This window comes from Achromobacter sp. DMS1 (assembly GCF_001270295.1).
Genome location: NZ_LHSJ01000267.1, coordinates 1 through 5429, shown reverse-complemented (window position 1 = coordinate 5429; position 5429 = coordinate 1). Strand labels below are relative to the sequence as shown.

The following is a 5429-nucleotide window of genomic DNA, read 5'->3' as shown; positions in this document are numbered from 1 at the left end:
GTGGGCATGCTGGTCGAGGGCATGGGCGTGGGCCTGCTGCCCGCCCACTGGGCAGGCGCGCTGGCGCGGGAAGGCAGCCTGAAGGTGCTGACGGCCGACCCCGAGCCCGAGGCGCTGCCGTATTCGTTCCAGTACCGGCGCGACGACGGCAGGCCGCTGGTCGGCAAGCTGCGCGCGGAGGTCGAGAAAGCGGCGGATTTCTCCGCATTCTGCCGCCTGCCCTGACCCGGGCGGACCGGTTGTCCGCGCCTTGCGGACGCGGGCTGTACAAGCGCCGGACACTTGGCGCAGAATCCCGGCTGGACGCGCGCAGCGGGGATGGGCCCGAAGCCGTCACACGTCCGGCCGGCGATGCCGCCCGCGTCTGCGCGGGGCGTCGCCGGTGCCAGATGGAGATTCTTCATGCGTAAATTCTGCCTTGCCATGGCGATGGCGGGTATGCTGGCCGGCGGACTGGGTCATGCCGGCCTGGTCCAGGCCCAGACGACGATCCGCATCGGCCTGCAAGACGACCCGGACGTGCTCGACCCGGCGCGCGCGCGCACCTTCGTGGGCCGCATCGTGTTCGCCTCTCTGTGCGACAAGCTCGTGGACATCACGCCCGACCTGAAGTTCGCGCCGCAATTGGCGAGATCCTGGTCCACCAGCCCCGACGGCCTCACGCTCACGCTCAAGCTGCGCACCGACGCGCTCTTTCATGACGGCGCGCCGGTGGACGCGGCGGCGGTCAAGGCCAATCTCGACCGGGCGCGCACGCTGCCCGACAGCAACCGCAAGAGCGAACTGGCCACCATCGCCAGCGTCGAGGCGCCCGACAAGGAAACCGTGGTGCTGAAGCTTTCCGAGCCCGATGCGTCGCTGCTGTCGCAGCTCTCCGACCGCGCCGGCATGATGCTGTCGCCCGCGACCTTCGGCAAGGACCCCGGCAGCAAGCCCGTCTGCTCGGGCCCCTACCAGTTCAAGGAGCGCGTCCAGAACGACCGCATCGTGCTGGAGAAATTCGGAAAATACTGGGACGCGGCCAATTACCATTTCGACCGCGTGGTCTTCACCCCCATGCCCGATTCCACGGTGCGCCTGAACAATCTGCGCGCCGGCGACCTGGACATCATCGAGCGCGTCGCGCCCAGCGACGCCAAGACCGTCAAGGGCGACGCCAGCCTGCGCCTGGCGCCCGTCACCGGGCTGGGATTCCAGGCGATTTCCGTCAATATCGCCAACGGCGCGCGGGCCGACAATCCGCTGGCCAAGGACAAGCGGGTGCGCCAGGCGCTGGACCTCGCCATCGACCGCGACGTGCTCAACCAGGTGGTGGGCGAGGGCATGTTCCAGCCCGCCTACCAGCCTTTCCCGCCGGCGAGCTTCGCCTACGACAAGGCTTTCGAGCACGGCGGCCGCGATCCCCAGAAGGCGCGGGCGCTGCTCAAGCAGGCCGGCTACGACCGCGTCAAGTTCGAGATCACCTACGGCAACAACACCACCATGCAGCAGGTGTTCGAGCTGGTGCAGGCCATGGGCGCCGAGGCCGGCTTCGACATCACCCTGCGCCCGGTGGAGTTCGCCTCGCTGCAATCGTCGCTGGCGCGCGGCGATTTCCAGGTGGGCCAGAGCGGCTGGTCGGGCCGGGTGGACCCCAGCGGCAACATCCACCAGTACCTGAGCTGCAAGGGCAACCTCAACGACGGCAAATTCTGCGATCCCGAGGCCGACAAGCTGCTCAACGCCGCCCGCGCGGAGTCCGACACCGCCAAGCGCCGCGAACTGTACGACAAGGTGCTTTCCATCATGCAGGACCAGCGTCCCATCGTGTACCTGTTCTACCTGCCGTGGACCTTCGGCGTGCAGAAGAAGATCGAGGGCTTCGTGCCGTATCCGGACGGGCTGATCCGCCTGAAGGGCGTTACCGCCGCGAAGTAAGACCGCGGCGGGGCGCGCGCCGCCCCGCCGTTTTCCAGAACAGGCACCCGCGGGCCGCCCGCCAGGACACACACCATGATGTTTACTACCCGCCCGGAAATCCTGGGCTCCTTCGGCGTCGTCACCTCCACCCACTGGCTGGCGAGCGCCTCCGGCATGTCGCTGCTGGAGCGCGGCGGCAACGCCTTCGACGCCTGTGTCGCCGCGGGCTTCGTGCTGCAGGTGGTGGAGCCCCACCTGGTCGGGCCGGCCGGCGAAGTGCCGGCCATCTTCTATTCGCAGCGTTCGGGCAGGCTGCAGGTGCTGTGCGGCCAGGGCACGACGCCGGCCGCCGCCACGCTGGAGCGCTACCGCGCCGAGGGGCTGAGCCTCATTCCCGGCAACGGGCTGCTGGCCACCGTCATCCCCGGCGCGTTCGACGCCTGGATGCTGCTGCTGCGCGACCACGGCACGATGCGCGTGCGCGACGTGCTCGAGCCGGCCATCTATTACGCGGAGCACGGGCACGCGCTCATGCCGCGCATTTCCAATACCATCGCCGGTCTGAAAGAATTCTTCGAGACGCACTGGCCCACTACCGCCGAGCTCTACCTGCCGGGCGGCGGCGTGCCCCAGGCGCGCAAGCTCTTCCGCAATCCGGCGCTGGCCCGCACCTGGCGGCGCGTGCTCGAAGAGGCCGAACTCGCCAGCGGCGACCGCGACCGGCAGATCGACGCGGCCCGCGATGCTTTCTACCGGGGCTTCGTGGCCGAGGCCATCGACCGGTTCGCGCGCGGCACCGAGGCCATGGACGAGAGCGGCGCGCGGCATCGCGGCATCATCACGGCCGACGACCTGGCCGGCTGGTCGGCGAGCTACGAAGCGCCCGTTACCTACGACTACCACGGCTATACCGTGGCCAAGGCCGGCCCCTGGAGCCAGGGGCCGGTATTCCTCCAGACACTGGCGCTGCTGCGCGACATGGACCTGGCGTCCACCGGGCCAGGCAGTCCGGAATTCGTGCACCGCCTCACCGAGGCCATGAAACTGGCTTTCGCCGACCGCGAGGCGTATTACGGCGACCCGGCCTTTGTGGACGTGCCGCTGGAGCAATTGCTGTCGGACGACTACAACGCCCGCCGCCGAGCCCTGATCGGCGAGCGCGCCTCGCATGAACTGCTGCCGGGCCGCATTCCCGGCTTCGAGGCGCAGGTGGCGCGCGTCATGGACACGCTGGCCCGCCTGTCGCCCATCACCGAAGCCGGCGGCGCCACCAGCGAGCCCACCATGGCCGACATGCGCGCCTCGGCCAAGCGGGGCGACACCACCCACGTCGACGTGATCGACCGCTGGGGCAACATGATCAGCGCCACGCCGTCGGGCGGCTGGTTCCAGTCCTCGCCCGTCATTCCGGAGCTGGGCTTCGGCCTCAACACGCGCGCGCAGATGTTCTGGCTCGAAGAAGGACTGCCGTGCACGCTGGCTCCCGGCAAGCGGCCGCGCACCACGCTCACGCCCACGCTGGCGCTGCGCCACGGCGAGCCCTGCCTCGCCTTCGGCACGCCGGGCGGCGACCAGCAGGAGCAATGGCAACTGCTCTTCTTCCTGCGCCACGTGCACCATGGCCTGAACCTGCAGGAGGCCATCGACCTGCCGATGTCGCACACCATGCACTTTCCCACTTCGTTCTATCCGCGCGACCGCAAGCCGGGCCACCTGGCGCTGGAAGCGAGTTTCGGCGCCGAAACCATCGAGGCGCTGCGCCGGCGCGGCCACCGCATCGAGGAAGTGCCGGCCTGGTCGGTGGGCCGGCTGACCGCGGCCTCGCGCGATCCCGACGGCCTGCTGCACGCGGCCGCCACGCCGCGCCTGATGCAGGCCTACGCAGTCGGGCGCTGAAAACCGGGACGCCCGGTATAGGGACGCCCGGCGGCTTGCGGGGTGTCGGCGGCTTGGGTATCTTTGCCGCATGACGCCCAACACGCCGAGCCCCGGAACCGGGGTTCCCCCGCTGACGGGAAAAGAACCCCTCTTCATCGTCCTCAACACCGGGTCGGGGCGTAACGACGCACAGGCCCTGCAGGACACCATCCGGCGCGTGCTGCATGAATCCGGCCGGCGCCATGCGCTGATGCCGGTAGACGATCCCTCCCGGCTGGGCGAGGCTGCCCAGCAGGCCGTGCTGGACGCCCGGCGCGAGCGCGGCATCGTGGTGGGGGCGGGCGGCGACGGCACGCTCAGCGCGGTCGCCGCGGCGGTGCTGGGGCAGGGCGTGCCTTTCGGCATCCTGCCGCAGGGCACCTTCAATTACTTCGGTCGCTGCTACGGTATTTCGCAAGACACCGAAGACGCCCTGCGCGGCCTGCTGGGCGGCGAGGTGCGGCCGGTGCAGGTCGGCCTGCTCAACGGCCGCCTCTTTCTGGTCAACGCCAGCCTGGGCCTCTATCCGCAGTTGCTCGAAGACCGCGAAGCCTATAAGCAGAAGTTCGGCCGCAGCCGCCTGGTCGCCCTGTGGTCCGGCATCGTCACGCTCATGCGCGAGCCGCGGCATCTCGGCCTGGAGCTCGAATACGAAGGCAAGTCGCGGCTGCTGCGCACGCCCACGCTGGTGGTGGGAAACAATCGTCTGCAGCTCGAACACATCGGCATTGCCGCCGATGAACTCGACCGCGGCCGCCTGGTGGGCATGGCGGCGCGCCCGGTGGGCGCCCTGGCGCTCTACGGCCTGCTGCTGCGCGGCTTGCTCAGCCGGCTGGGCGATGCCGAACACGTGGTCAATTTCGGCTTCGACCGCCTGCGCGTCAACGTGCGCCATCGCCGCCGCGTCAAGGTGGCGATGGACGGCGAAATCTCCTGGATGGACACGCCGCTCGAGTTCAGGGTGTCGCCCGAGCCCCTGCCGCTGGTCGTTCCGGACGGCTCCCCACGCCCGGCCCGCCCATGACGCGCATTCTCCACCTGTCCGACACGCATTTCGGCACCGAGCGCAAGCCCGTGGTGGAAGCGGTGCTCGACGTGGCGCGCGCCATCGAGCCCGATCTTGTCGTCCTGAGCGGCGACATCACCCAGCGCGCCCGCCGCGGCCAGTTCGCCGCCGCCCGGAAGTTCGTGCAGCGGTTGTCGCTGCCGGTGCTGGCGGTGCCGGGCAACCACGACATTCCGCTCTTCAATCTCTTTGCGCGGGTGCTCGATCCCTATGGCAACTACCGGCGCGCGCTGGGCGCGGCGCTCGAACCGGTGTTCGAAACGCCCGGCCTGCTGGCCATAGGCGTGAACACCACGCGGCCGCGCCGCCGCAAGGACGGCGAAATCTCCGACGCCCAGATCGGCCGCGTGGCGCAGCGCCTGCGCCAGGCCAGGCCCGGGCAGTTGCGCGTGGTGGTGGCGCACCATCCCGTGCGGGCCAAGGAAGAATCCGATCTGGCCAACCTGCTCATCAACCGCGAGCGCGCGCTGGCCGCCTGGGCGCAGGCAGGGCTGGACCTGGTGCTGGGCGGACACATCCATCTGCCCTACGTGCTGCCGGCCAGCGC

Annotated in this window: 4 protein-coding genes and 1 pseudogene; all 5 read left to right on the top strand. The window is 69.7% G+C overall.

Annotated elements, in window-relative coordinates:
• A pseudogene (locus AD428_RS22055) lies at positions 1-225 on the top strand (LysR substrate-binding domain-containing protein); the annotation flags it as partial.
• Between the two features lie 177 nt (positions 226-402).
• The gene (locus tag AD428_RS22050; RefSeq protein ID WP_053246594.1) at positions 403-1917 is read left to right on the top strand and encodes an ABC transporter substrate-binding protein; all 1515 of its coding nucleotides are present in this window, start codon (positions 403-405) and stop codon (positions 1915-1917) included.
• 78 nt (positions 1918-1995) lie between these two features.
• Complete coding sequence (locus AD428_RS22045) at positions 1996-3795, top strand: gamma-glutamyltransferase family protein (RefSeq protein ID WP_053246596.1); 1800 nt, start codon at positions 1996-1998, stop codon at positions 3793-3795.
• Positions 3796-3865: 70 nt separating this feature from the next.
• The gene (locus AD428_RS22040) at positions 3866-4840 is read left to right on the top strand and encodes a diacylglycerol/lipid kinase family protein (RefSeq protein ID WP_053246593.1); all 975 of its coding nucleotides are present in this window, start codon (positions 3866-3868) and stop codon (positions 4838-4840) included.
• The coding region (locus AD428_RS22035; protein ID WP_053246592.1) for a metallophosphoesterase family protein at positions 4837-5429 on the top strand (593 nt) is incomplete at its 3' end. The genes AD428_RS22040 and AD428_RS22035, both read left to right, overlap by 4 nt.